The sequence below is a fragment of the Chelatococcus sp. KU-N122 genome (assembly GCF_055391085.1).
Window position 1 is genome coordinate 2,756,719 of record NZ_AP043981.1, and the last position, 26,065, is coordinate 2,782,783.

Consider the following 26,065-nt stretch of genomic DNA (forward strand, 5'->3'; position numbering starts at 1 on the left):
GCCGGGGCAGGCGGCCATCCCTCTTAAGATGCGCCGCGGCTGAGGCCCGCGGGCCCCGCGGGAGGCAGGGGCGCCGCGCGGAGCCTTTACTTCCACTGCTTCTCGTCGTTCACCCACAGCGAGCCGGGCAGCCGTCCGGGGGTGATGAAGGCGTCGACGAGGTTGCCGAGCAGGGTCGAGATGTTGTTGGCGAAGCCGTTCGCAGGCAGCGCCTGGCCGAAGGCGATCGAGCCCGTGCTGAACACCGCGCCGTCGTTGGGCGCGGTGAAGTAGACCATGTCGGAGCGGATGCGGTAGTCCTGCGAGCCGGCGAGCCCGGGGTAGGGGTAGAGGATCTCCTCGATCGACAGCATGTAGTTGTCGCTGTGGCCGCCGGAGGAGGCGACGATGCGGGCGTGCGGCGGCGTGCCGTAGTTCAGGTCGTAGCGGTCGAGCTCCAGGCCGGCGGCGCCCCCGTAGGCGAGGCCCGCTTCCCCCAGCATCTCGCCTTCGATCCCCTTCATCATCCACGATACCGTGCGGTGGTAACTGTCGGGCATGCGCCGGTAGGGCCGGCTGGTCTCGAAGCCCTCGGCGATGAAGCCGACGCCGACGACCTTCTGCGGCGGCCGTCCCAGGTTCTTCCACAGGCCGCTCTTCTGCCCCGTCGTGGCGAGGTAGTGCTCGCCCGGCCGCGCCGCCCAGGCGCGCATGCCGGAATCGAGCTTGCGCACCTCCATGATCCACGGCTCGTCGTCGCGAAACGCGACGTTCCAGTAATAGCCGTTGCCGCCCATGTAGATGTAGCGCCCGCCGCCGGCGATGTAGTCTTCCGTGGCGTCCAGCATCCGCTCCGAGTAATATTCCGGGTGCGTGCCCGACAGCACGCAGGCGTAGCTCTTGACCGCGTCGAGCCCTTCGACGTGCAAGTCTTCGTCGGTGAGCACGTCGTAGGCGTAGCCCTTGTGCTCCAGCCAGGCGAGGATGGAGAGGTCGGCGGCGAAGCCCCAGGTCACGCCCATGCTGGAGATGCGGTACTTGGGCCGCATGTTGAGGATCGGCCGGCGATAGGACGAATAGCAGACGCCGTTGCCGTCGGCCCAGGCGTCGTAGGTGGAGAGGCCGAACTCCCAGTTCTTGTACATTTCGATGTCGATCTCCGAGACGATCGGCGGCTGGCCGGTCATCGGCTGGATGATCTGGGCATCGAAGCTCAGGTGCTCGTTGGCGTAGGCGAGGTAGCTCGCCGTCGGGAACAGCAGCGCCACCTTGCCCGTCGGCGCCTTGGGGCGGACGAAGAAGACGACGTATTCCTCGCCCAGTCCGACGCCGTCGCCGGCGCGCAGGCGGACCGCGTAGACGCCGCTCTTCAGGTCGTCCGGCAGGCGCACCGTGCGCGTCAGCGCCCAGTTGGAATCGATCATCGCGTCGTAGTGGAACTCGACGCCGCCGTATTCCTCGGGGGCCAGTCGGAAGCAGTCGTTGTGGCCGCCCCAGTTCCAACCGGTCTGGGCCCGCACCGGGCGGTTGTAGCCTTTGGCGTCGAGCCTGTGGGGGCCGGTGTCGACCACCACGTCGCCGATGCCGCGGTCAGTATAGCCGGCGGTGGTGTCCCAGTAGGCCACCATGCCGTCGGGCGGGGGTGGCGCACCGCCCTTGATGGCGCCGAGCTCGGCCTCGCTGAGCACGCGGCCGTGCACGCCCGGCCGGTCGATCTTGCCGCAATAGGTCTGCGAGACGAAGTGGCCGCGCGTCTCGTGGAAATCCCGGGTGCCGGCGATCAGGAAGGGCGTGTCCGCCAGGTGCTTGGGCCGGAAGCGGAAGGTCTCGGCGACGTGGGAGCGGAAGTCGATCGGTGCGACGCGGCCGAGCAGGCTGTTGTAGCGGTTGGCCACGCTCTCCTGGTGCACGGCGGCATGGCCGGTCGCCGGGTCGAAGGTGGCGGCCACGAAGTACCAGGTCTTGGCGATCAGCGGCACCTCGGCCTGGACGTAGTCGACCTCGTCGCCGCGGCCGACCCAGAACTCCAGGTGGCCCTTCTGGTTGATGCCGAGGGCGTAGCCCATGTTCTTGTCGTTGTCCCAGCGGCCGAGCAGGCCCTGGCGCAGGCCGACGTCGGGCAGGCCGGGGTAGATGAAGGCGTAGAGCGTGAGCGCGCCCTCCAGCGCCAGCACGGCCTGGGCGTCCGCGACCTCCAGGAACGAGCCCACCTGGGTGTATTGCTTGCGCACCGCCCAGGTGCCGTCGGCCTCGCAGGCCACCTCCTCCTCGACGAAGCCCGGCCCGTCCGGATGCTCGTCGCCGTGGATCAGGCGGACGAGCTTGGCCTCAGCTTCGCTGACCCCGTCGGCCGAGACGAAGACGTCGATCGACTGGCCCGGCTTCACCGAGATCTTGTCGGTGTAGCCGAAGATCTTAACCTCTGCCATTGCGTACTCCGGCGGCCCTGGCGCATCTCACCGTTCCCGGAATCGGCAAGATGCTCCAGGTTCTTGTGTTGACGCGTTGTCTTTATGCGAACCGGTATCCGTTTCGCTCGAGAACGCTTTGAGTGATCAGGTCTCCAGGAGATCCTGGACGCGGCGCAGGAACACGCCGTGATAAGCCTCGTCCTGGGACGGATAGATCTTGTCTTCGACGATACGGGGCGCGACGCCGCGGTGGCCGGACAAGGCGACGATGCGGTAGGCCTGGAACGGCTTCACCACGGTGATCGCGTACTTGTCGGCGAGCGGCGCGCGGCGGAAGTAGAGCAGCAGCCGCTCCAGCGCCTCGCTGTGCTGCCCCAGCGGGTTCTTGCGGTGCTCCTCGATGATCTCGGGCGAGATCAGGGTCTTGAGGTAGTCGCGCTGCATCTTGTCGTAGCGCCGCCAGTAGATGATGTCCTTGTCCTTGGTCTCGGTGGCTTCTTCGGGGAGCATCTCGCCTCCTTTCTCGGCCCGTCGGGACCGTCGTTCGCTCTTCTTCTTGTCGCGCCAGGCGCCGAACTGGGCCTTGATGCCGAACAGGCCGCCCTTCAGGAACAGCACCACGCCGAGCATGATGAGACCGATGAGGATCAGCCGCATCGGGCCGGTGGCGATCAGCACCTTGTCGAGGAAGATGACGATCGCCGTGCCGACCACGGCGCCCTCGGCCCGGCCGATGCCGCCGATGACCAGCATGGCGAGCCCCAGCAGCACGGTGTCGAAGCCGAAGATGGAGAACGATACGCCGCGGTAGTGGGCGCTGTAGAAGCCGCCGATGAAGCCGAGCCCGATCGACGAGATGATGAACACCCAGATGCGGGCCTGGCGGAAATTGACCCCCGTCGCCTCGGCGAAGGCCTCGCGCTTCTCCGGCGCCATCTTGAGGATGCGCCCGAGCCGGCGCCCGTCGACGAGACGGTAGAGGATGAGCGCCAGGATCATCAGCGCGAAGCAGGCGTAATAGGCGAGCAGCGACTGGCTCGCCTGGCCCCAGCTCTGCGGAATGTAGGTGTCGGCGCCGTAAAGGCCGCCGGTGGAGGAGCCGAACTGCTTGGATTGCAGCGTATAGACGCGGCAGAGCTCGTTGAGGCCGATGGTGAGCAGGGCGTAGTAGAAGCCGTCGAGGCGGATCGCGGGGATGGCGATGATCAGCCCGAAGACGAGGCCGATCACCGATCCGATCAAGGGCAGCGTCCACCACGGCAACCCCATGTGGATCGACAGCCACGCGGTGCCGAAGGCGGCGGCGCCGACGACCGCGTAGCTCGCCAGCGAATAGATGCCGGCGGTGCCGATGATCAGCATCCAGCACAGGTTGATCGCCGCGTAGATGGCGAAGGTGGCGCCCGCTGTCATCAGCGTGTTCTGGAAATCCGCAGGCATGATGGCGGGGGCGAGCAGCAAAGCGAGCAGGCCGAGCGCCCACCAGATCGGGCGCTTGTCGACGATGGTCTTCTCGCGCCGGAGCGTCTTGGGATTGTACTCGCCGCGGATGTGGAGCACACGCCGGCGGGTCGGCCAGTAGCGCAGGCGCTGCCACAGGCGGCCGCCGTGGCCAGGCCATTTGTAATAGTAGCGCAGCCGCCCCACCGGCAGCAGCGGCGTCTTCGACTCCCGTGTCCGCGCCCAGACTTCCTGGGGATCGCGATGCGGATTGGAGGGGATCTCCTCCTCGGCGCCCTTGGCCGCCCAGGGATAGAGCGGATTGCGCCAGGTGCTCGCCGGAGCGTCCGGCGCAGCAGTGGGTGCGGTGTCGGGCGGCAGGCTGTGCTCCACGTCGGCCATGGCTCAGGCCTCCCGGGCGCGGTCGAGGATGCCGGCGATGCCGCGCGGGCGCACCAGCAGGATCAGGATGATCAGCACGAACTGGGTGATGAGCACGTATTGGCCGCCCATCAGCCGCGCCGTGAGCGCCTCGTTGAGGCCGAGCAGCACGGCGGCGATGACGGCGCCGCGCACGCTGCCCAGGCCGCCGCAGAGCGCGATGCTGACACCCTTGATCATCGGCGCCAGGCCGCCGAACGGCGAGATGTAGTAGGTCTGCGACAGCAGCACGGCGGCGAGCCCGGCGAGCCCGCCGGTGATGGCCATGACGTAGAAGCCGGTGCGCCGCACGCCGATGCCGACGATGGAGGCGGCGTGCGGGTTCATCATCATGGCGCGGATCTCCAGGCCGCGGCGGCTGGAGCGCATCCACATCAGCACGGCGGTGACGACGGCGATGGAGACGACGACGTTGCCGACCTTGTCGGCGGTGAGCACCACCCCGGCCAGGTTGATCTTCCAGCTGCCGAAGATCTCTGGAAGGTTCTTGGCCCGGGGGCCGAAGATGGCGAGCAAGGTCTGGCCGCCGATGAGGCTGATGGCGAGCGTCGCGATCAGCCCGCGCACGGTGAAGTTCGGCTTGTCGTGGATGGGGATGAAGGCCAGCGCACAGACCAGCAGGCCGCCGAGCGCGCCCGTCAGCACGCCGCAGGCGAGCACGACGACGCCGTTGGTGGAGATGTGCTGGGCGCCGAGCCAGGCGCCGTAACCGGACAGCGCGAAGATGAAGCCGTAGGCCAGGTTGATCAGGCCGACGCTCGACCAGGTGATCGACAGCCCGATGGCCAGCGTGCCGTAGATGCAGGCGAGCACGATGGCATTGGTGACGATGAAACCCACATCCATCGCTTTACAGCTCCCGCCGTGTCTGGAAGGCGAGTGCGGCCGATGCCTCGCCCTTGAGCTTGCCCACGTGCATGCCGATGATGCGGTCGACCTTGCCCTCGAGCAGGGCCACGTTCTGCTCGGCGATGACCATGGCCGATTGACCGAGCTCGACGCTCATCAGCGCCGCCATGACGCTCTTGCCGACCTTGGGCGCCAGGCCGAGCGACGGCTCGTCGACGAGGAACAGGGAGGCCTCCGCCATCAGCCCGCGGCCGATGGAGACCATGCGCCGCTCACCGCCGGAGAGCCGGCCGACCGGGGTCCGCAGCAGCTTCACCAGCGGCGGAAAGATCGCCAGCACCCGTTCCTTCCGCTCCTTGCGCTCGCGCCAGGCGCGCGGCGTGAAGGCGCCGGAATCCAGGTGCTCTTCCACGGTGAGCCCGTGGAAGATCTCGTCGCCCTGGGGGATCAGCGCCAGCCCTTGGCGCACCACCAGATGGGTGAAGCGGCCGGGGCCCTGGCTGCGGGTCCGGCCCACCTCGGTGCCGTTGAGGCGGATCGAGCCGCGCTGCCAGCCGGTGAGCCCGGCGATGGCATAGAACAGCGTCGACTTGCCGTGGCCGTTGAGGCCGACCAGCCCGACGCGCTCGCCCGAATAGACGATGAAATCGAGGTCGTGGATCACCCGCATCGGCCCGTAGCCGGCGGAGAGGCCCTTGACGTTGAGGATCTCGTGCTTGGCGGGGGCGCCCGCCGGCACGGCTGCGGCCGCAGCGTGCATCGCTCAGGCCTCCTCGTCCGCCATCTCGAAATAGGCGGCGTGCACCTTAGGATCGGCCAGGATCTGCTTGAGCGAGCCCTGGGCGATGACCTCGCCCGCGTCCATGACCATGACCCGGTCGGCGATCTGCGCCAGCAGCTCGATGCGATGCTCGACGATGATGATCGCCACGTTCATTTCCTTGGAGAGCATGCGGATCAGGTGGTCGATCTCGTCCACCTCCGAGTTGATCAGGCCGGCTGCCGGCTCATCCATGAGCAGCAGCGGCGGCCGGCGCATGAGCAGGCAGGCGAGCAGCAGCTTGCGCCGGTTCATGGTTTCCAGCCGCGCCGTCGGCTCCTCGTCGCGCACGTGGAGGCCGACCAGCTCGGCGCCGTATTCGGCGTCGAAGCGGGTGAGGTAGGGCCGGTAGGCCTGGCGCGTGGCCTTGAAGGTCTCGCCCACGGTGAGCTCGTCCGGCACCACCGGCGTCTGATAGGTGCGGCCGATGCCGAGCCGGGCGCGGGCGTGCAGCGGCAGAGCGGTGACGTCGCGGCCGTCGAACAGCACGCGGCCGCTCTTCGGCCTCAGGCGGCCGGAGAGCACCTCGAACAGGCTGGTCTTGCCGGCGCCGTTGGGGCCGATGATGCCGAGCACCTCGCCGCGGCGAACCTCGAGGCCGATACCGTGCAGGATGGAGCGGCCGCCCAGGTCGAGCCTGATGTCCTCGCAGGCGAACAGCGGCGCTGCGGGGACGGCGGGCGCCGCCGAGGGGGCCAGCATCAGCTCCACCAGGGTGCCGGCTTGAGCGTCGATTCCTTGATCTCGTAGGGGTAGATGATCTTGTGCTCGGCGTCCTGCACCTGGACGTAGAGCTGGCTCATGCCCTTCTCGAGCTCGGTCGCGGTGACGGCGAAGCCGTTGTCCGGGAAGTGGGCGGCTTCCTGGTACTCGTTGTTCATGTCCATGTAGCCGCATACGCCGCGGAACGGATGGGTGCGGATCCAGTCGCATACGGCCTTGAAGTTGCCGGGGTCGCCGGTCGCTTCCCAGGCGGCCTTCAGGTAGTAGGCGATGTCGTAGCCGTTGCCGGTGTAGACGAGCCCCATGATGCCGGGGAAGCGCGCCTTGTATTTCTTGCGGAAGGCGTTGCCCTTCTCGTCGGCGTAGACGCCGAGCACCGTGCTCCAGCAGAAGCCGTTGGCGGCCGAGCCGGCGAGCGTCAGGAACTCCGGCTGCGACGGGCCGTACTGCAGGTAGACCAGCGAGTTCGGCACCGGATCGGCCTGAAACTGCTTGCAGAAGGCGGCGTATTCGGCTGCGACCCAGTGGTCGATCATGATGGCGCCGGCGTCGACCGCCTTGAGCTCCTGGATCACCGGCGCCCAGTCCTGCACCGGGAACTGGATGTCGGTCACCTTGGCGACCTCGAAGCTGCTCTTCTTCAGCGCCTCCTGGGCGGCGCGCGAGATCGTCTGGCAGTAGGCGACCTGCTCCTGGACGATATGGACCTTGCGGTTCTTCGGCTTCCAGTTGCCGCTGTCCTCCATGGCCTTGAGCCAGATCGGATAGGTATAGCCGTAGTGCACCTCCGACGGATCGGTCTGGAACACGTGGCTGTACTTGTCCGGGTTCTTCTTGAAGGCCTCGGTGGCGGCGCGCTGGGTGTTGCCCTGCACGTAGGGGCACTTGTACTTGGCCGAGGCGTCCATGGCCGGGATCGGCACGAACAGGAAGGCGTTGGAGATGGCGTGCACCTTGGCGTCGACGCAGGCGGCGATGGCCTGCTGGCAGCTCTCCGGCGAGAGCTTGTCGACGTCGGTGACGAACAGCTTCAGGGGCCGGCCGTTGATGCCGCCGGCGGCGTTGATCTCCTCCATGGCGAGCGTCGTGCCGTTCAGGTGATCGAGGTCGTCGGCGACGCCGGCGGCCGCGGTCTGGCTGGTCGGCACGCCCAGCACGATGGGGTCGGCGGCCCAGGCGGACCGCATCAGGAACGGGCTTGGGAAGGCGGCGGCGGCGCTGCCGGCGGCAGCGGCCTTCACGAGCGAACGGCGACTGATCTTCATGATCTCGATCCCCTTGAGCCGACGTCTGGGAGTCGCGGCCCTCCGCGCTGGCGATTCGCGTGGCCGCTTGAGCATTTTGACTAGCGTTTTTATCTAGATGTATTGTTGATACGCTAAAGCGGCGCTGCCGCGACGGTCAAGGGTGTTTAGAAGGCGATGCGAGACTATTTTAGGCGGTTGCCTGCGCGTTTGCAGCGCACAACGCTGCACGACAATGAGGCGTCAGTATTGAAATATCGCCTTAAAGTAAGGCTGTGCGCGGTGTTCGCGCTCGGATATAGCTGATGTGTCTAGACGATTTGCAGGCTTGGCTGGTGCCTTCGCAGGGGTCCGAGGCCGGCGGGTTGCGTCACCAGCGGCGGCAAGCGAAAAGACGCGCCCGAGGCAGAGGACCGCCAGCGTCCGCCCACAGGCGCCATTCGAGCTAAACGCGATGAAGATATTGATCGCCGATGACCACTGGATGGTTCGCGAGTCGCTCAAGCAGGTGATGCGGCGGCTCCGACAGACGCTCGACGCCTACGAGGCCGAGACCTTCGGCGAGGCGATCGCGACCCTGCTCGCCCATCCCGACATCGACCTGGTGCTGGTCGATCTGGTCATGCCCGGCTTCGACGAGTTCGCCGGCCTCCAACGCATACGCGAGCAGTTCCCCAACGTGCCGGTGGTCGTCGTGTCCGTGCACGAGGACCTCGAGCACGTGCTGCGCTCGGTCGAGCAGGGCGTCATCGGCTACATCCCCAAATCGGCCGCCGGCCCCGAGATCGAGCGGGCCCTGGAACGGGTGCTGGCGGGCGAGGTGTCGTTCCCGCGGCGTATCATCGAACGCTCGGCCGGCGCCGGCGGCCCGCGCCCGGCGGTCGAGCCGCCGACGCCCCCGGCCGGCGCCTACGACAGCCTGACTGCCCGCGAGCGCGATGTGCTGTCGCTGCTCGGGCGCGGCTATTCGGTGAAGCGGATCGCCGAAGATCTCGACCTGAGCAGCCAGACCGTCCGGGTCCATTTGAGCAATTTGATGAAGCGGCTCGGCCTGCGCGACCGCTCCGCCGCCATCCACTACGCGATCAGCCTGGCCAACGAGGCCGCGCCGGGCGGCCGGCAGTGAAGGATCGAACCGTGTGACGGACCGAGGCGCCGACGATCTGTTCAGGACGGTCGGAACCGGCCTCGACGCGATTCCGGCCGGGATTGCGATCTGGACCGGCGAACGGCGGCTCGCCTACTGCAACCGGGCCTTCCGCGAGGCGCTGAACCCGTCCGGTGTCGCCATCCGGGACGGCATGCCGTTCGTGGACTTCCTGCGCCTCGTCGGGCGCTCCAACGAGTGGATGCTGCCCGGCGGCGTCGACGACTGGATCGCCCAGGAGGACGCGGACTTCGGCACCGACAAGAGCAGCGAGTTCGTGCTTGCCGACGGCCGCACCGTCGACGTCGTCCAGCGCGCCATCGATGCCGGCGGCATGGTCACCACGCTCAACGACGTCACGGCGGTGAAGCGCAGCGAGAACGCGTTGCGCCGCGCCAAGGAGGCGGCGGAAGCGACGGATGAGGCCAAGTCCCGCTTCCTGCGGGCCGCCAACCACGATCTCCGGCAGCCGCTCGCCACCCTGAAGATCCTCATCTACGGCTGCATGGCGGAGCAGGATCCGGAGCACCGGGCCGACATGCTGCACGCCATGGACATCGCCGCCTCGGTCATGGAGGACCTGCTCGGGGCGCTGCTGCAGATCGGCCAGCTCGACGCCGGCCGTATCCAGCCACGGGTGACCACGTTCCAGCTCGCCCAGGTGTTCGAGCGGCTCGCCATCCAATTCCGCCACCAGGCACAGGAGAAGGGCCTCGAGCTGCGCTTCGCCGCGACCCGCAGCACAGTCACCACCGACCGGGCGCTGCTCGAGCGCATCCTGAGCAACCTGCTGGCCAACGCGATCCGCTACACCGAGGTGGGCGGCGTCCTGGTGGGCTGCCGTCGCGCCGGCCGCGCCCTGCGCATCGAGGTGGTCGATACCGGCCGCGGCATCGAGCCCGAGCACCAGGCGCGCATCTTCGACGAGTTCTACCGCATCCCCGACGGCGCGCGCCGCCAGAAGACCGGGCTCGGCCTCGGCCTCAACATCGTCAGGCGCCTCGGCGACCTGCTCGGCCATCCGATCGCGCTGCGCTCGGCCCCGGGCCACGGCTCGGCGTTCACCGTCACGGTGCCCATCGGCAATGTTTGGTTGAGCGACATGGGTGAGCCGGAGATCAGCGAGACCATCGGCGGCGAGTTCGTCGGCACCAGCGTGCTGCTGATCGAGGACGACGACGTCCTGCGCCAGACCATGAAGCAACTGCTGGAGCGGTGGGGCATCGAGGTCCACACCGCCACGGACGAGGCGACGGCCCTGCGCGAGCTGCCCGAGGGGCGGCCGCCCCGGCTCATCATCGCCGACTACACCTTGAAGCGGCGCACCGGCGTCGACATCGTCGCGGCGATCCGGCGCAAGGCGGGGCTCGCCATCCCGGCCATCGTGGTGACGGCGGACACCGAGCCGCGCGTGGTCGCCCACGTCCGCGAGGCCGGCCTGCCTATCCTGATCAAGCCGGTCAGCCCGCCGCGGCTGCGCGTGCTGATGCACAATCTGCTGTTCGAACCGCGGCTGGCGGCGGTGCCGCCGCCCAGCTCACCGCTCTAGAACAGGGTGATGTCTCTTCGAAGCATCATCCTGTTCCACGTCTTTATTGTCCGCATGATCTTGTCCAAGACCGGTATCCACGGTTTGGGATCATGCTCTGACCGCAAGGGGCTCGACCATGTCGGAGGGCGCATCCCCCATCCCGATCGGCAGCATGGTGCCGCTCACGGGGCCGTCGGCGGCTGATGGGGCGGAGTTCCGCAAGGGCATCGTGCTCGCCATCGAGGAGATCAACGCGCGCGGCGGCCTGCTGGGCCGGCCGCTCCGGCCGGTGTTCGCCGACACGGGCAGCCAGTCGGCCGAGGAGGTGGTGGCGGCGACGCGGCGGCTGATCGAGACGCACGGCGTCCATGCCATCATCAACGGCTACAACATCGGCCCGCAGAACTCCGAGTACGAGCCGATCGCCGATGCCGGCATCATCTACATCCACCACAACACGCTCTTGCAGCACCACGACACGGTGACGAGCGATCCCGAGCGCTACTTCGGCTGCTTCATGGGCGACCCGGCCGATTACTGGTACGGCCAGGGCTTCATCAAGTTCATCTCGTGGCTCAGGGACAGCGGGCAGTGGCGGCCCGCGTCGGACCGCATGGCCATCGTGTCGGGCTCGAAGCCCTACAGCATCGTCATCGCCAACGCGATGGCGAGCGTCGCCTCGCAGTTCGGCTGGCGCGTGGCGCTGGGGCCGCGGATCGTGGAGACGCCCACCACCGACTGGCGCGCGGTGCTGGCCGAGGTGCGGGCCGTCAACCCGGCCGTGGTCGTCAACACCCATTTCTACGCCGGCGACCTGGCGCACTTCCAGCTGCAGTTCATGGAGAGCCCGATCGACGCCGTCGTCTACCTGCAGTACGGCGCCATGCACCAGTCGTTCATCGACATCGCGCAGGAGAAGGGCGTCGGCGTCATCGTCAGCACCGTCATCGGGCTGTTGCGCGACGACATGGGCCAGCGCTTCGCTCACCGCTATTTCGCCCGCTTCGGCGACGGCTCGACGCCGCAGGTCGGCTGCCAGCCCTATGGGGCGATGCACCACTACGCCATCGCCGCCTCCATCGCCGGCGGCTCCGGCGCGCCGGGGGACTTCGTCCAGAACCGCAAGGTGGCGCAGGCCCTGCGCCAGACCATTTATCGCGGCGTCGCCGGCATCATCCGCTACCACCCGGAGTGGCAGGCGGCGGTGCCCTACCCGGACGTCGCCCACGACCCCTCGCTCGGCCTGCCGCACCTGTTCTACCAGGTCCGCGACCTGCGCCGGGACCTCGCGCTGATCGCGCCTGAGCCTTACAACACGGAGACCTTCGTCAGCCCGCCGTGGATCAAGGCGCGCTGACCCGGCGCCATGTCACATCCGGCGCACCTGTCTCGTCCTGTTGTTGGGATCGGCCGCAGGCAGGAGGAAAGAGACGATGCCGACACGACCGAGACCGTTCGCCTGCGCCGGATGCCGGGTGTGACGGGGATGTCGAGTACGGACGCCGTCGCGACCTTCGATCCACTGCGGCCGAAGCTGACGCGCATCGCCTACCGCATGCTGGGCTCGGTCGCCGATGCGGAGGACGTGGTGCAGGAGGCGTTCATCCGCTGGTTCGCCGCCGATCGCGCCGCGGTGCGGGAGCCGGAGGGCTTCCTGCGCCGGGTGGTGACGCGGCTCTGCCTCGACCAGCTGAAGTCGGCGCGGCGGCGGCGGGAGACCTATGTCGGGCCCTGGCTGCCCGAGCCGGTAGTCGAGGCGACCGAGGAAGAGGTCGACGAGGACGTGACCCTGCCGCTGCTGCTGGCCCTGGAGCGGCTGACGCCACTGGAGCGCGCCGCCTTCCTGCTGCACGACGTCTTCGGCATCGGCTTCGACGAGATCGCCGAGACCATCGGGCGCGAGCCGGCGGCCTGCCGCCAGCTCGCCAGCCGGGCGCGCACCCATGTGCGTGCCGCCCGCCCGCGCTTCGAGGTGCCCAAGCAGCGCGGGCTGGAGATCGCCGCGGCCTTCTTCGCGGCGTCGCGCAGCGGCGACATGGACGGCCTGCGCGCGCTGCTCGCCGCCGACGTGGTGATCCAGGCCGATGGCGGCGGCAAGAAGCCGGCGGCGAACAGGCCGATCGAGGGCCTCGACGACGTCATGGCCTTCCACGCGACGTTGGCCCATGCGTTTGCCCGGACGATGTCGCGGATGGTGCGCTACGCCACCATCAACGGCCTGCCGGGCTTCATCACCATCGAGGGCGACACCCTGCAGACGACCGCCCTGGCCATCGAGGACGGCCGGATCAAGGCCGTCTACGTGGTGCGCAACCCGGACAAGCTGCGCCATCTCGCCGACGCGGTGCACTGACGGAGTGTGCGGCGGCGGGCCGGCGCGTACCCTCTCCCCGCAGGCGGGGCGAGGTGCGCGGCCGCGGCGTCGCCACACCGCAATCGTAGGCTGCGCTCTGAGAGGCCCGAGGTCACACCGCTTCCAGGACGGTCGCCACGCCCTGGCCGCCGCCGACGCACTGGGTGGACAGGGCGAGCCGCTTGCCCTGGCGCTTCATGATCTGCGCCGCCTTGGCCGTGATGCGGGCGCCGGTCGCGCCCAAAGGATGGCCGATGGCGATGCCGCCGCCGTCGAGGTTGACCTTGTCGTCCGGGATATTCAGCTCGCGCAGGCAGGCCACGGCCTGGCTGCCGAACGCCTCGTTGATCTCGACCACGTCGATGTCGTCGATGGTGAGGCCGGCGCGCTCCAGCGCCTTCAGGGTTGCCGGCACCGGGCCCATGCCCATGATCTCCGGCGGGCAGCCGGCCGAAGCGACGGAACGGATGCGGGCCAGGATGTCGAGGCCGTGGGCGCGGGCATAGGCCTCGCTGCACACCAGCACCGCCGAGGCGCCGTCGGTGAGCGGCGAGGCGGTGCCGGCCGTGACGCTGCCGTTGGGGCGGAAGGCGGGCTTGAGACCGGCGAGCCCCTCCAGCGTGGTCTGCGGGCGCAGGCAGCCGTCGGCGTCGACCACGCCGTCGGGGGTGGCCACGGGCACGATCTCATCGGTCAGGCGCCCCGTCGCCTGGGCCTCGGCCGCCTTCTGCTGCGAGGCGAAGGCCAGTTGCTCCTGCTCGGCGCGGGTGACGCCGTAGCGCTCGGCCACGTTCTCGGCGGTCTCGCCCATGGAGATGTAGGCGTCGATCACCGGGTCGGGCCCGCTGAAGCGGGGATTGGGCGAGGCGTTGAAGCCGCCCTGCGGCACCCGCGTCATGGATTCCAAGCCGCCGCAGATGAAGGCCTCGCCCGCTCCGATGGCGATCTGCCCGGCCGCCACGTGGATGGCCGACATGGACGAGCCGCAGAAGCGGTTGATGGTCATGCCGGGCACCTCGATCGGCAGGCCGGCCAGCAGCAGCGCGATGCGGGCGACGTTGCTGCCCTGCTCGGCCTCCGGATAGGCGCAGCCCAGAATGACGTCGTCGATGGCGCGGGGATCGACGCCGGTGCGCTCGACCAGGCCCTTGATGGCAGTCGCCGCCAGATCGTCCGGCCGCACGCCGATCAGCGCGCCCTTTCGGGCGAAGTGGAACGGGGTGCGGGCATAACCCGCAATGACGGCTTGGCTCATCAGCGTGACCTCTCCTGTTGCAGGGCGTGACGCCGTCGCGGCCGAGGCCGGGCTCACGGCCCAACAGCGACATAATAGTGTATATACACTATTGCAAGAACAGCGACCGCTGAGTGATCGTAGGCGTCGACGGCAACCTCAATCCGCCAACCCGCCGCATTCCTCTCCCGATGAAAATCGCGACCTTCAACGTCAACGGCATCAACGGGCGCCTGCCGGTGTTGCTGCGCTGGCTCGCCGAGGCAGAGCCGGATGTGGTCTGCCTGCAGGAGCTGAAGGCCTCCCAGGACAAGTTTCCGCACCGGGCGCTGGAGGCGGCCGGCTACGGCGCCGTCTGGCAGGGCGAGAAGAGCTGGAACGGCGTCGCCATCCTGGCGCGCGGTACCCAGCCGCTGGAGACGCGTCGCGAGCTGCCCGGCGATGCCGAGGACGCGCACGGCCGCTACATCGAGGCGGCGGTGCGCGGCGTCCTCGTCGCCTGCCTCTATCTGCCGAACGGCAATCCGGCGCCGGGCCCCAAGTTCGCCTACAAGCTCGGCTGGTTCGAGCGCCTCATCGCCCACGCTGCCGACCTTCTGGCCACGGGCGCGCCTGTCGCCCTCGTTGGCGACTTCAACGTCATGCCGACCGATCTCGACGTCTACAAGCCGGAGCGCTGGGAGGGTGACGCGCTGTACCGGCCCGAGGTGCGCGCCGCCTACCGGCGCCTCCTTGCGCAAGGCTGGACCGACGCGATACGCGCGCTGCATCCGGGCGAGCGCGTCTACACCTTCTGGGACTACTTTCGGAACGCCTGGGGCCGCGATGCCGGGCTGCGCCTCGACCACCTGCTGCTCAGCCCGGCGCTTGCCGATCGCCTTGCGGCGGCCGGCGTCGATCGCGAGGTGCGCGGCTGGGAGAAGGCCAGCGACCACGCGCCGGCCTGGATCGAGCTCGACGGGGGCGCCAAGCCCCGGACAGCACGGCGGGCCCGGCGCCCCGCGCCATGATTGGCGCGGCCTGCGATTCACGAGCTGGGCCCACGTAGCCCGAGGGGGTGTCCCTTCACCCGATATTCCGGGTAGATGAGAGGGAGCCCAGCCAAGACGAAGGGGAGTCGAGCCGGGGCTGCACGCGAGCATTCCAGATTCAAAGAGTTGTGAGCATGTCTCCGCCATTGGATGGTGCCATCCCATGGCGACATGCTCGACCGACAGGTCTACGATGGCGCTTCGTCTTCCCCCGCTGCCGGCCCTGCGCTTCTTCGAAGCCGCGGGGCGTCACGAGAGCTTCAAGCTCGCCGCAGCCGAGCTCAACGTAACGCCGAGCGCCGTGAGCCACGGCATCGTCGGCCTGGAGCAGGCGCTCGGCGTCACCTTGTTTGCGCGCAACGGCCGCACGCTGTCGCTCACCGCGGCGGGCGCGGACTATCTGCCCTACGTCTCGGAAGCCCTGTCGCTGATCGCCATCGGCACGCAGCGCCTGCCGGCCGGCCGCGGCAACCGCACCGTGGCGGTGAGCTGCGCGCCGACGCTCGCCTCGCGCTGGCTGCTGCCGCGTCTGCATCGCTTCCAGAGCCGCTGGCCGCAGGTCGGCGTGACGGTCGACACCTCGCACCGGCAGGTGGGCTTTCCCGTGGACGGCTTCGACTTCGCCATCCGCCTGAGCCGGGCGCCGGCCACCGGCGCGCGCTGGACACGGCTGCTCGATCAACGGCTCGTGCCGGTGTGCAGCCCGGCCTACCGGGACCGGCTGATCGATGCGGCCGGGCAGGTCGACCTCGGCCGCGCTACGCTGATCCATGTCGTGACCGCGAGCGAGGACTGGCAGGCCTGGTTCGACGCCCATGGGATGGGCGAGGCCGGAACGGCCGGAGGCCTGCGCTTCGACGAATTCCACCTGGCCTTCGAGGCCGCCGCCGCCGGCCTCGGCGTGGCGCTCGGCCGCCGGCCGCTGGTCGATCGGGAGCTCGCCAGCGGCGCCCTGGTCGAGGCGGCGGCGGCGCCGATCGGCGGCGAGACGGCCTACTGGCTGGTGTGCGCCGACGGCGCCGACCAGCGTGCCGACCTGCGGGCGTTCAAGGCCTGGCTGCTGAAGGAGGCGCAGGTCTCCGACGCGGACGCCGCGGCGGCCGGTGCGGGCCGGCCATGAGCGGCTGCGGCGCGCGCTCGGATGAAGATCCTTCATCCATCGTCAAAACCTTCTCCTTTGCCGTCGCCGGCGCGGCTCTGCCATGGTCGCCGGCAAAGGAGGGCCCGATGGCCTTGGCATCCACGACCAGACGCTCCGCGCCCATGGTGAGCAACGCGACCCTCGTGATGGTCGCCGGCGCACTGATTCTCAGCGCCGCCATGGGCGTGCGTCAGACGTTCGGGCTCTACCTCGCGCCGTTCGCGCTCGAGCGCGCCATCCCGGTCACCCAGTTCGCGCTGGCGATCGCCCTGCACAATCTGGTCTGGGGCCTGGCACAGCCCTTCGCCGGGGCGGCCGCCGACCGCTACGGCGCGGCGCCCGTCGTTGGCTTCGGCGCCGTCGCCCTCGCCGCCGGCCTCGCCCTCGCGGCCGTTGCGGGGTCGGGCGCGATGCTGATCGCGGGCATCGGCGTGCTCGTCGGCATCGGTATCAGCTGCACCAGCTTCGGCGTGGTGCTGGCCGCGGTCGGGCGGGCCATCTCTGTCGAGAAGCGCAGCATGGCCATGGGGATCGCCAGCGCCGGCGGCTCGCTCGGCCAGGTGCTGATGGTGCCCGTCGCCCAGACCGCCAACCAGCTGGCCGGGCTCACCGCGTCATTGCTCGTCCTCGCGGTCATCGTGCTGCTGGCCGCCCCCTTCGGCCTGCTGCTCGACCGCCGCGATGCCTCCGCCTCAGGGGAGGGGCCTGCCGCCGTGCCGCTCGGCGAGGCGCTGGCCGATGCGGCCCGGCATCCGGGCTTCCGGCTGCTGACGCTCGGCTTCTTCACCTGCGGCTTCCAGCTCGCCTTCATCGCCACCTACCTGCCGGGTTACCTGACGCTCTGCCACATGCCGCCGGCGCTCGGCGCCACCGCGCTGGCGCTGATCGGCCTGTTCAACATGGCCGGCAGTTGGGCCTGCGGCTGGCTTGGCGGCCGCTTCCGCCAGCAGTACGTGCTGGGCTGGCTCTACCTGATCCGGGGCGGCGCCATCGCGGTCTTCCTGCTCCTGCCCACGTCGCCAGCGTCGGTGGTCGTCTTCGCCGCCGTCATGGGGCTGACCTGGCTCGGCACCGTACCGCTGACCAGCGGGCTGGTGGCCAAGTTCTTCGGCCTGCGCCACCTGGGCACCCTATTCGGCGTCTGCTTCCTCAGCCATCAGGTCGGCTCGTTCCTCGGCGCCTGGCTCGGCGGCGTCGTCTTCGATGCGACCGGGTCGTACACCTGGATCTGGGCGGCGACGGCGGCGGCCGGGCTGGTGGCGGCGCTGCTTCACTTCGCCATCAAGGACCAGCCGGGCGACGGCTCGTCCTGGCGCGCGCCGCCGCAAGCCGTGCCCGCGAGCGCCTGACGCCCATGGACCAGCAGACCATCACCATCACCTGCCGCGACGGCTATCGGCTCGGCGGCCAGCTCTGGGGCGGGGAGCCGCGGAGCGCCTCGGGCACCGTCATCGTCAACGCGGCCACCGGCGTGCTCGCCCGCTACTATCACCCCTACGCGCGCTTCCTCGCCGAGCATGGCTTCGCCGTGATCACCTACGACTACCGCGGCATCGGCGCATCGCGGCCGCCGCGGCTGCGGGGCAGCGGCATCCGCTGGCGCGACTGGGGCGAGCTGGATTTCGATGCGGTGGCGACCTGGGCCAAGGAGCGTGATCCGCACGGCCGGCTGCTGGTGGTAGGTCACAGCATCGGCGGCATGCTGGTGGGCTTCGCCCCTGCGGCGGTCCACGTCGACCGCATGCTGACGATGGGCGCGCAGTACGCCTATTGGCGTGACTACGCCGCCGCCGATCGCACCCGGCTGCTGCTCAAGTGGCACCTGGCCATGCCGGCGATCACCGCGGCGCTCGGCTACCTGCCGGGCAAGCGCCTGGGATGGCTCGAGGACCTGCCCGCCGGCGTGGCCTTCGAATGGTGCCGGCGCCGCATGCGCTTCGAATGGAGCTACCCGTCCCGGGAGCGCCAGACGATCCTGGACCGCTTCGCAGCGGTGACGGCGCCGATCCTCGCCGTCGGCCTGACCGACGACGAGTTCGGCACGCCGCAGGCCATCGCCCGCACGCTCGCCTATTACCGCGGCAGCGACCGCAAGCTGGTGGTGCTGAAGCCTTCAGACCTCGGCTTCGAGACGATCGGCCACTTCAGCCTGTTCCATTCGCGCCATCGCGACGGCTTCTGGCGTGAGACGCTGCTGTGGCTCCGCAACGGCATCGTTCCGTGGCCGGTCGCGACCGCTCTGCTACCGGAGCGCGGAGCGGCGGCCGAGGGCGGTCTCGCGGCAGCGGTCGGTTAGCCCGTGGTGCGCGGCCCCGGGAAGACCGGTAGGCCGTCGCCCAGCGCAACCCAGCGCAATTTCTCCGCCGTCCATGTGTGGTCCGCGGGCGCCGCCAAATCCGGATCGTCGAGGCTTGCGGTGGTCACGTCGATCTCGTCCGGCAGGTCGTCGCGCTCATAGGTGAGCGCCGTGCCGCAGCCGCCGCAGAAGCGCCGCGTCACCGGCGGGCTCGAGCGGAAGCTCGCCGGTTCCGCTCCGCTCAGCCGGAAGGCGGCGCGCGGAACGCTGAACCAGGCGACGGACGCCGCCCCGACGATGCGGCGGCAATCGGCGCAATGGCAGACTGTCCCGTGAAACGGGCGCGCGTCCGCCTGGTAGCGCACCTGCCCGCAATAACAGCCACCGGTCAGCATGACGTTTTCCCATTGTTGCTGGCGCTGCACCGCGGAATGTGGGAGGCAGCAGCAAGCGAGACAACAAGGGTGGACGCCGACATGTTCGAGGGTAACCGCGTCGTGGCGCATACGCGCGCCCGCTATCCGATCTTCCAGTCGCCGATGACGTGGATCGCACGGGCGCCGCTGGTGTCGGCCGTCTCGGCGGCGGGGGCCTTCGGGCTGCTGGAAAGCACCTCGCGCAACCTCGCCATGACCACGCGGGAGTTCAACGCCATCCGCGCCGCCACCAACCAGCCCTTCGGCGTCAACCTGCCCGTTCGCTACCTCAAGGACGACCCCAAGGAGGAGAAGGCGATCATCGACTGGCTGCTCGCCCAGAACATCCACTTCGTCACCACGTCGGCCGGCGATCCGGGGCGTTACGTGCGCACGCTCAAGGACGCCGGCGTCACCGTCTACCATGCGACCGCGACGCTCTACGGCGCGCTCAAGGCGGTCGACGTCGGCGTCGACGGCCTGATCGTCGAGGGGGCGGAGAGCGCCGGCGTGCGCAACCCGGACGAGGTGCACAGCTTCGCCCTGCTGCAGGCGGTGCGGGAGAAGACGACGGTGCCGCTCGTCGCCGCCGGTGGCGTCGTCGACGGGCGCGGCATGGCGGCGGCCTTCGCGCTGGGGGCCGAGGGCGTCACCATGGGCACGCGCTTCGTCGCCTCGACGGAAAGCCCGGTGCACGTCAACTACAAGAACGCCATCGTGGCGGCGCCGATCACCGGCACCATCATGCTCGACAATCCGCCGCGCGCCCGGGCCCGCGGCCTGCGCACGCCCTATGCGGAAGGCGTGAGCGAGGGCACGCGCGAGTCCCTGCCGCCGATGTCCGTCCTCGAGAAGCTCTACGTCGGGGGCGACGTGGAGAACACCTCGGGCGCCGCCGGCGAGAGCGCCGGCCTGATCCACGAGATCAAGTCGGTCCGCGACATCGTCGAGGACACGGTCGCCGGCTTCTGGCGCGAGATCGACAGGCTGGCGGCGCTCCGCCGCTGAGGCGGGCGGGCGGCCGGTCGCGGCGTGGTGACGGATCGACGGCCCATGGATGCACACGGCGATGTCAGCCGTCATGGCCGGGCTTGACCCGGCCATCCATCGAAGCCAATGACTCCTGGCGGCCGGACGCCATTGCTTGTTTCTTTTCAAGGGGATGGATGGCCGGATCAAGTCCGGCCATGACGCGGGAGCGGCGAGCGCACTACCCCCCGGTGAGCTCCTTCGCCATCAGCGGGATCACCGTGTTCATCGCCTTCAGCGGCCGCAGCATCACCTTGAAGAGGGTGATGCGCCCCTCGTCGTTCCAATGGATCAGGTCGACGCCGTTGACGTAGATGCCGTCGAGCGTCAGCTCGAACTCCAGCACGGCGGAGCGGTCGCCCACCCATTCGCCGATATAGATGAAGCTGGGGTTGTTGAGCACGACCATCGCGGCTTCGAGGTATTTGGCCACCAGCGCCTTGCCCGCCTGCGGCGCGTGGACGGCCGGGGACTGGAACACCGCGTCGTCGGCCAGCAGCGCGTCGAGCTTTGCCGGAGCGGGGTCGGCGACGTAAGCGTACCAGCGGTCGAGCGTTTCGGGCTTCATGGCCGATCTCCCTGCCGCGCCGAAGCATCCCGCCCGGCCGGTCCACGACGGTTGTCGTCCGGCCGGCCTGTTCGCGTCAACGATCGCGACGACACGGCCGGGCCCGACGCCGCCGAAGCATGACGTCCCGACAGGCCCGGCCCGCGGCCCCGTACCTTGTCTCCCCTGGCGGAATGCCCTACCCGCCTTGCAAAGGCCTGCGCGGTCCGGTTGCGCGGGCGCTGAACGGGAGGTCGGTCGATGGCGCGGTCGTTGAGGCATGGGATCTTTCTGCCCCCCTTCCACGCGGTGGAGGAGAACCCGGCGGCAGCCCTCGACCGCGATTTCGCGCTGATGGAGTTCCTCGACAAGCTCGGCTTCGAAGAAGCCTGGATCGGCGAGCACCACTCGGCCGGCTTCGAGACGATCGCCTCGCCCGAGCTGTTCATCGCCACGGCGGCGGAGCGCACCAAGCACATCCGTTTCGGTACCGGTGTGATCTCGCTGCCCTACCACAACCCGCTGATGGCGGCGAACCGCATCATCCAGCTCGATCACCAGACGCGCGGCCGCATCATGTTCGGCGCAGGGCCGGGCCTGCTCGCCTCCGACGCCATCATGCTCGACATCGATCCGCGCGTGCAGCGCGACCGCATGGAGCAGAGCCTCGACGTCATCCTGCGCCTGTTCAAGGGCGAGGTCGTCACCGAGAAGACCGACTGGTATTCCCTCAAGGAGGCGCGCGCCCACCTGGCGCCGTTCACCGAGCCCTATCCGGAGGTGGTGGTGGCGAGCGCGGTGACGCCGTCGGGCGGCCGGCTCGCCGGCAAGTACGATCTCGGCATGCTGTGCGTGGCCGCCGCCGAAGGGCCGGGCTTCAAGGTGCTCAGGAGCAATTGGGAGGCGGCCTGCGAGATCGCCGCCGAGCACGGCCGCACCATGGACCCGCAGCGACTGCGGCTGGTGGCGCCGATCCATATCGCCGAGACCCGCGAGCAGGCGCGCGCCAATGCCCGCTGGGGCCTGCAGAAGTACATCGACTACATGAACAACAACATGCCGCGCTTCCACGTGCCGCCGGGCAAGGACGTCGTGGACTGGTGGACCGAGACCAACATGGGCGTGATCGGCACGCCCGACGACGCCATCGCGCTGATCGAGAAGCTGCAGGCCCAGCAGGGCGAGTTCGGCGTGATGCTCACCGTCGTCTCGAACATGGTCGACTTCGAGCCGCTGAAGAAATCCTTCGAGCTCTACCGGCGCTACGTCGTCCCGCACTTCAACCGCAGCAATCAGGCCCGCCGCGACTCCTACGCCTGGGTCAGCCGCAACACGCAGACCTTTTCCGAGCTACGCACCGAAGCCGCCCGGCTGATGGTGGAGAAGCACGAGCGCGAGCGCAGCGCGGCGCGGGCCGCCAAGGGCGACGGCGCCGCCGAGCCCCGCGCTACGGACGAGGGCAAGGGCGCGTTCCTGATTTCGTGAGCCAACCGGCCGGCCTGCTCAGGCAAACGGGAACGGGCCGGCGAAGTCTCCGATCGGCACCAGGTGCGTGATCAGGCCCGTCTGCACCGACCAATGATGCAGCAGGTAGCCGGGCGGCTCGAGAAAGGATGCCGGTGCGGCGTCGCCGCGGAGATCGAGCGCGATCTGCGTGGCTGTGCTCGGGCTGGTGACGGCGAGGGTGCCGGCCCACAGCCGGTGCATGCTGCGATGGACGTGCCCGCAGACCACGCGCTCGACGTTGGCGTGTCGTTGAATCACCGCCGCCAGACCGTCCGTGTCCATGCACCGATACGGATCGAGATAGGGAATGCCGCAGGCGAACGGCGGCTGATGCATGGCGACGATGGTCGGCGTGACCGGATCGTCGGCCAACGCCGCCGCCAGCCATGCGAGGGTCCAGGCGTCGGCATAGCCGTGGTGAGCCCCGGGCACGGTGACGTCGATGGCGACGATGCGGACCGCGCCGCCGCCGAGCGCGAAGTTGATGGGCCCCTCCGACGGCATGTAGCGGTGCGACGGGAAGCAGGCGCGCAGCGTGTCGCGGTCGTCGTGATTGCCGGGGATCATGTAGAGCGGCGCCCGAAGCCCGCCCAGGACCTGATGGGCTACGGCGTACTCCGACGCTGTGCCGTGCTCGGTGATATCGCCCGTGAGCACCACCAGATCGGGAGCGGGTGCGAGGGCGTTGACGTGGGCCACGGCGCTGCGGGCCATGTCGTTGGTCGACACGACGCCGTTGTAGAGCGCACCCTCGTCGCAGAGGTGCAGGTCCGACAGTTGCGCGATCAGCATGGGCATCGGCCCTCCGCGGATATCCTGGCCACGCGCTTCGATCCCAGCTCGGCGATGTCCGTCATGATCGGGTTGATATGCAGATTTCGGCCCAGGTCTAGTCTCAATGACCACCTGCGGTGAGGCCCCGCCCGATCGATGCTCGACCGGCCGCCGTTCTCACCGTCGCCGGGGCAGGGACCGCCGAGGGAAGGGCGGTCCTTGGGAGGGCGCGTTCGCTGCTCCTTCGCTCGCGCCGATCGAGTCGCGCAGCTGGCTCATCAGCGAAGGGGCCGGCGGGCCGGGCGCGCGGTCCCGCGTCTCGCGGCCCGCCTGTCGTTCGGTGCTATACAGGTCCCGGATGTGCTCGTTGACGTAGCGGCCTTTGGACGGCGCCTGGCACAGCTCGTCGAAGATGTGTTGAGGCACGTCGAAATAGTCGTATGGCCCGCCCGATCCGGCAAACCAGATCTTGAGGATACGGGTGTCGGGGTCGTACTCGGCGCGCCTGACGGCTGATGAATTGAAGATCGGCATCGATCCGGTCCGGGGACATGGGCGTCGACGATCATATAGGCCGGAGAGGCTTCTGGTCAGGATAGTGCCGCGACCGCACCGGCTCCGGAAATCCGTATCGATCAGGGTGCGCCCGGGCGCGCGGAGGAAGGTCTCGGCGAAGGCGCCAGCGATCGTGCGCGCGGCATAGAGGACGCCGTATGAACCGTCAGGCGCGTTGAAGCGCCCGCTCGGCGATCGGTCGAAATGGATCGGATCGTACGCCGCCGTGTAGAAGCGGTGCAGATCGGCACCCGAGGGGATCGGCGTCAGCTCGGGCTCGCGATGGTGGAGATCGCCGGGCGGCAGGAGTGCCGTCACGCACCCTGCTCGCCGTAGCGGCGTGCGGCCTCGACCACGAGGTCGACGTCGCCCGACTTCAACAGGTCGATCAGATGGCGGCCGCCGAGCCGTGCGTCCGGGCGGGCGAGGAAATTGAGGATGGCCCACGCATTGCGCGTCGGCAGCGCCTCGCGGACCTCCTTCAGGCCGGACACGATCGAGCCATCGCGATTGAACTGGAGTGTCGGATAGCTGCGGCGATTGCTCGGGCCGGGAACCGCCAGCAGGCTGCCCTCCTGCACCCGCTTGTCCACCGCCTGACGCGACACGCCATGCATCAGAGTCCTGATCTCGTCCAGGTTGTAGGCGCCGCCGGCGTCCTGCAGGTCCTGCTGGGCGATGCGGACACCGGCAAGCAGGGCGCGGCCCCGCGCATCAGGTTCGAACGCTGCCTCGTTGATGACCGCTTTTGCGGCTCGCCGGCGGCGCGCCACAGCCGGCTCTCCGGCGACGACCCGCGTGGCGTGCTGGAAGCGCTTGCCGACGGCGTCGGCGATCTTGCGCACCGCTTCGGGCTTTGAGGAGACGACGGCCACCTTCGCGCCCGCCGGCAAGATCTGCCCGTCGAATCCTCCCAGGCGTACGGCTGCCGCTCGCGGAGGGCGCGGTGGCACGCCAATTGCCGCCGGGACATGGCGTGTGGCCTTCTCAACGGCCAGGTCGCGGCACGACGGGGGCTTGCCCATGATCTTCGACCGCGTGAAGCCGCTGAGCGCGATCCTGGCAACGGCGGAGCGGCACGCGCTGCACCGCTCCCTCGGCGCCGTCCAGCTCACTTTGCTCGGCATCGGCGCCATCATCGGCACCGGCATCTTCGTGCTCACCGCGGAGGCGGCGCAGCGGGCTGGTCCGGGCATGATGCTGAGCTTCGTCATCGCCGCCTTCGTCTGCGGCGTCGCCGCGCTCTGCTACGCCGAGTTTGCCGCCATGGTGCCGGTGGCGGGCTCCGCCTACACCTATACCTATGCGGTGCTGGGAGAGCCGCTCGCCTGGATGGTCGGCTGGGCGCTGATCCTCGAATACGCCCTGGGCGCGAGCGCAGTGGCGGTCGGCTGGGCCGGCTATTTCACCGGGCTGCTGGCCCACCTCTCCAGCTTCGTGCCCGGTCTGCCCGACATCGTTCTGCCCGAGGCGCTCGCGGCGGGTCCGGCCGACGGCGGCATCGTCAACCTGCCCGCGGCGGGCCTGTCGCTCGCCATCACCTGGCTGCTGATCGTCGGCACGCGGGAAAGCGCGCGGGTGAATGCCGTCCTCGTCGCCATCAAGGTCGCCGCGCTGATCCTGTTCCTCCTCATCGCGCTGCCGGCGGCGCAGCGGGCGAACTTCGTGCCGTTCATGCCGGCGGGCGTTCCCGGCGTCGCGGGTGCCGCCGCGTCGATCTTCTTCGCCTATGTGGGCTTCGACGCCGTCTCGACCGCCGCCGAGGAGACGCGCGATCCGCAGCGCAACGTGCCGATCGGGCTGATCGGCTCGCTCGCCGTCTGCACGCTGTTCTACCTGCTGGTCGCCGTGGCCACCATCGGCTCGCCGCTCGGCGCCCAGCCGGTGCTGGACGGCGCCGGCCACCTGCTGGAGCCGGGCACGCCGGAGCTTGCCGCCCGCTGCAAGGCGCTCGTTGCCGCCGGCGGGCTGGAACCGCTGGCCTGCTCGAACGAAGCCCTGGCGCACATCCTGCGCGTCGCCGGCTGGCCCGGCGCCGGCAATGTGCTGGCCCTTGCGGCGACCGTCGCGCTGCCGTCGGTCGTGCTCATGATGATCTACGGCCAGACCCGCATCTTCTTCGTGATGGCGCGGGACGGGCTGCTGCCCCGGCGGTTCGCCGCGGTGCATCCGAGCTACCGCACGCCGCACGTGGTGACCCTGGTCACCGGCCTGTTCTGCACCGCCTTCGCGGCCTTGGCCCCGGTCGGCCAGCTCGCCAACTTCTCCAACTCGGGCACCCTGTTCGCCTTTGCCCTGGTGGCGGTCGCCGTGCTCGTGCTGCGCCGTCGCGATCCAGGCCGCCGTCGCCCGTTCCGGACGCCGGCGGCCTGGCTGGTGGCGCCGCTCGCCATCGCGGGCTGCGTCTACCTCTATGCCTCGCTCGACTGGGTCTCGATCCTGGTGCTGCCGGGCTGGGGGGCGGCGGGCCTGGTGGCCTACGCGCTCTACGGCCGCTCCCGCAGCCACGTCGGCCGTGGCATGGGCGGCGGCAGCCACGATGGGCTTCGCACGGTCGTGCCGCCGGCGCCAGGCGTCTGACGTCGCCGCGGCCGCTTC

23 protein-coding genes are annotated in these 26,065 nt (G+C 69.3%); 11 read left to right on the forward strand and 12 right to left on the reverse strand.

The window, feature by feature from the left end:
* Positions 1-86: 86 nt before the first annotated feature.
* The 6 genes from ACZ5PO_RS12405 to ACZ5PO_RS12430 all read right to left on the reverse strand — a co-directional run bounded on the left by ACZ5PO_RS12405 (position 87) and on the right by ACZ5PO_RS12430 (position 7,928).
* Positions 87-2,408 (reverse strand): N,N-dimethylformamidase beta subunit family domain-containing protein, encoded by a 2,322-nt coding sequence (locus tag ACZ5PO_RS12405; protein ID WP_464193785.1) that lies wholly within the window; start codon positions 2,406-2,408, stop codon positions 87-89.
* A gap of 126 nt (positions 2,409-2,534) precedes the next feature.
* On the reverse strand, positions 2,535-4,232 hold the full coding sequence (locus tag ACZ5PO_RS12410; protein WP_464193787.1) for a branched-chain amino acid ABC transporter permease: 1,698 nt from the start codon (positions 4,230-4,232) through the stop codon (positions 2,535-2,537).
* A 3-nt stretch (positions 4,233-4,235) separates the two neighbouring features.
* Positions 4,236-5,117 (reverse strand): branched-chain amino acid ABC transporter permease, encoded by an 882-nt coding sequence (locus ACZ5PO_RS12415; protein ID WP_464193789.1) that lies wholly within the window; start codon positions 5,115-5,117, stop codon positions 4,236-4,238.
* A gap of 4 nt (positions 5,118-5,121) precedes the next feature.
* The gene (locus tag ACZ5PO_RS12420) at positions 5,122-5,880 is read right to left on the reverse strand and encodes an ABC transporter ATP-binding protein (RefSeq protein ID WP_464193791.1); all 759 of its coding nucleotides are present in this window, start codon (positions 5,878-5,880) and stop codon (positions 5,122-5,124) included.
* A gap of 3 nt (positions 5,881-5,883) precedes the next feature.
* Complete coding sequence (locus ACZ5PO_RS12425; RefSeq protein ID WP_464193793.1) at positions 5,884-6,642, reverse strand: ABC transporter ATP-binding protein; 759 nt, start codon at positions 6,640-6,642, stop codon at positions 5,884-5,886.
* Positions 6,642-7,928 (reverse strand): ABC transporter substrate-binding protein, encoded by a 1,287-nt coding sequence (locus tag ACZ5PO_RS12430; protein WP_464193795.1) that lies wholly within the window; start codon positions 7,926-7,928, stop codon positions 6,642-6,644. Before ACZ5PO_RS12430 ends, ACZ5PO_RS12425 begins: the two co-directional genes overlap by 1 nt.
* A gap of 433 nt (positions 7,929-8,361) precedes the next feature.
* Between ACZ5PO_RS12430 and ACZ5PO_RS12435 the strand changes: the two genes are divergently transcribed.
* The 4 genes from ACZ5PO_RS12435 to ACZ5PO_RS12450 all read left to right on the forward strand — a co-directional run bounded on the left by ACZ5PO_RS12435 (position 8,362) and on the right by ACZ5PO_RS12450 (position 12,938).
* Positions 8,362-9,033, forward strand: a complete 672-nt coding sequence (locus ACZ5PO_RS12435) for a response regulator (RefSeq protein WP_464193797.1) — start codon at positions 8,362-8,364, stop codon at positions 9,031-9,033.
* Between the two features lie 13 nt (positions 9,034-9,046).
* Complete coding sequence (locus tag ACZ5PO_RS12440) at positions 9,047-10,603, forward strand: sensor histidine kinase (protein WP_464193799.1); 1,557 nt, start codon at positions 9,047-9,049, stop codon at positions 10,601-10,603.
* Between the two features lie 118 nt (positions 10,604-10,721).
* A complete protein-coding gene (locus ACZ5PO_RS12445; RefSeq protein ID WP_464193801.1) occupies positions 10,722-11,942 on the forward strand; it encodes an ABC transporter substrate-binding protein in 1,221 nt (406 codons plus the stop codon).
* A gap of 129 nt (positions 11,943-12,071) precedes the next feature.
* The gene (locus ACZ5PO_RS12450; protein ID WP_464193803.1) at positions 12,072-12,938 is read left to right on the forward strand and encodes a sigma-70 family RNA polymerase sigma factor; all 867 of its coding nucleotides are present in this window, start codon (positions 12,072-12,074) and stop codon (positions 12,936-12,938) included.
* Positions 12,939-13,050: 112 nt separating this feature from the next.
* On the opposite strand, the gene ACZ5PO_RS12455 is transcribed toward ACZ5PO_RS12450, so the two are convergent.
* Entirely contained in the window at positions 13,051-14,193 is a 1,143-nt protein-coding gene (locus ACZ5PO_RS12455; protein ID WP_464193805.1) for a thiolase family protein, read from the reverse strand.
* 170 nt (positions 14,194-14,363) lie between these two features.
* On the opposite strand from ACZ5PO_RS12455, the gene xth reads away from it, so the two are divergent.
* From xth to ACZ5PO_RS12475, 4 genes are all read left to right on the forward strand, one after another.
* The gene (xth, locus tag ACZ5PO_RS12460; protein ID WP_464196816.1) at positions 14,364-15,182 is read left to right on the forward strand and encodes an exodeoxyribonuclease III; all 819 of its coding nucleotides are present in this window, start codon (positions 14,364-14,366) and stop codon (positions 15,180-15,182) included.
* A gap of 214 nt (positions 15,183-15,396) precedes the next feature.
* Complete coding sequence (locus ACZ5PO_RS12465) at positions 15,397-16,323, forward strand: LysR substrate-binding domain-containing protein (RefSeq protein ID WP_464193807.1); 927 nt, start codon at positions 15,397-15,399, stop codon at positions 16,321-16,323.
* Between the two features lie 107 nt (positions 16,324-16,430).
* Entirely contained in the window at positions 16,431-17,693 is a 1,263-nt protein-coding gene (locus ACZ5PO_RS12470; protein WP_464193809.1) for an MFS transporter, read from the forward strand.
* 5 nt (positions 17,694-17,698) lie between these two features.
* Positions 17,699-18,640, forward strand: a complete 942-nt coding sequence (locus ACZ5PO_RS12475; protein WP_464193811.1) for an alpha/beta hydrolase family protein — start codon at positions 17,699-17,701, stop codon at positions 18,638-18,640.
* On the opposite strand, the gene ACZ5PO_RS12480 is transcribed toward ACZ5PO_RS12475, so the two are convergent.
* A complete protein-coding gene (locus ACZ5PO_RS12480; RefSeq protein WP_464193813.1) occupies positions 18,637-19,035 on the reverse strand; it encodes a GFA family protein in 399 nt (132 codons plus the stop codon). The genes ACZ5PO_RS12475 and ACZ5PO_RS12480 overlap by 4 nt on opposite strands.
* A gap of 81 nt (positions 19,036-19,116) precedes the next feature.
* Between ACZ5PO_RS12480 and ACZ5PO_RS12485 the strand changes: the two genes are divergently transcribed.
* Positions 19,117-20,064, forward strand: a complete 948-nt coding sequence (locus tag ACZ5PO_RS12485; protein WP_464193815.1) for an NAD(P)H-dependent flavin oxidoreductase — start codon at positions 19,117-19,119, stop codon at positions 20,062-20,064.
* 202 nt (positions 20,065-20,266) lie between these two features.
* On the opposite strand, the gene ACZ5PO_RS12490 is transcribed toward ACZ5PO_RS12485, so the two are convergent.
* Positions 20,267-20,653, reverse strand: a complete 387-nt coding sequence (locus ACZ5PO_RS12490; RefSeq protein WP_464193817.1) for a nuclear transport factor 2 family protein — start codon at positions 20,651-20,653, stop codon at positions 20,267-20,269.
* 240 nt (positions 20,654-20,893) lie between these two features.
* Between ACZ5PO_RS12490 and ACZ5PO_RS12495 the strand changes: the two genes are divergently transcribed.
* On the forward strand, positions 20,894-22,117 hold the full coding sequence (locus ACZ5PO_RS12495) for an LLM class flavin-dependent oxidoreductase (RefSeq protein ID WP_464193819.1): 1,224 nt from the start codon (positions 20,894-20,896) through the stop codon (positions 22,115-22,117).
* A gap of 18 nt (positions 22,118-22,135) precedes the next feature.
* On the opposite strand, the gene ACZ5PO_RS12500 is transcribed toward ACZ5PO_RS12495, so the two are convergent.
* From ACZ5PO_RS12500 to ACZ5PO_RS12510, 3 genes are all read right to left on the reverse strand, one after another.
* Positions 22,136-22,936, reverse strand: a complete 801-nt coding sequence (locus ACZ5PO_RS12500; protein WP_464193821.1) for a phosphodiesterase — start codon at positions 22,934-22,936, stop codon at positions 22,136-22,138.
* Between the two features lie 153 nt (positions 22,937-23,089).
* A complete protein-coding gene (locus tag ACZ5PO_RS12505; protein ID WP_464193823.1) occupies positions 23,090-23,785 on the reverse strand; it encodes a KTSC domain-containing protein in 696 nt (231 codons plus the stop codon).
* Positions 23,782-24,492, reverse strand: coding sequence for a hypothetical protein (locus tag ACZ5PO_RS12510; protein ID WP_464193825.1), 711 nt, complete (start codon positions 24,490-24,492; stop codon positions 23,782-23,784). The genes ACZ5PO_RS12505 and ACZ5PO_RS12510 overlap by 4 nt, the downstream gene beginning before the upstream one ends.
* Between ACZ5PO_RS12510 and ACZ5PO_RS12515 the strand changes: the two genes are divergently transcribed.
* On the forward strand, positions 24,491-26,047 hold the full coding sequence (locus ACZ5PO_RS12515; protein WP_464193827.1) for an amino acid permease: 1,557 nt from the start codon (positions 24,491-24,493) through the stop codon (positions 26,045-26,047). The two genes, ACZ5PO_RS12510 and ACZ5PO_RS12515, sit on opposite strands and share 2 nt — an antisense overlap.
* Positions 26,048-26,065: the final 18 nt, after the last annotated feature.